The sequence below is a fragment of the Streptomyces endophyticus genome (genome assembly GCF_035798155.1).
Taxonomy (GTDB): Bacteria; Actinomycetota; Actinomycetes; order Streptomycetales; family Streptomycetaceae; genus Streptomyces; species Streptomyces endophyticus.
The window spans coordinates 1-321 of the sequence record NZ_JAOZYC010000092.1; the positions used below are offsets into that span (position 1 = coordinate 1).

Genomic DNA, 321 nt, shown 5'->3' on the forward strand with positions numbered 1-321 from the left:
GCTTAGCCGTGTCTATTAAGTTAACCCTCAGCGGCCCGACGGGCAGGGTGCATTGGGCGAGTTGTGTAAGTTTTAGCCACTTCGTCCACAACGTACTACGCGGCGATCCTGTTCTGTATGACAATCACTTCGGGTTTACAGGCATCCCCTGGTGATTGCTGGAGCCGAAGCTACCAGAAGAGCGGGCTCAGCTGCTTACGCAGCGAGAGCGTAGCCCTCGTAGGTTTCGTCATTGGCAACTATAGAAAGTTGCAACAGTGGATTTACGAGTTCTGTTACCAACTCGGCATGCACCTAGAGTTTCGCTACCGGCGTCGAATC

Annotated in this window: 1 other RNA gene; it reads right to left on the minus strand. The window is 53.3% G+C overall.

Features of this window, described 5'->3' with window-relative positions:
• Positions 1–321, minus strand: a transfer-messenger RNA (tmRNA) gene (gene ssrA, locus OKJ99_RS11525); the annotation flags it as partial.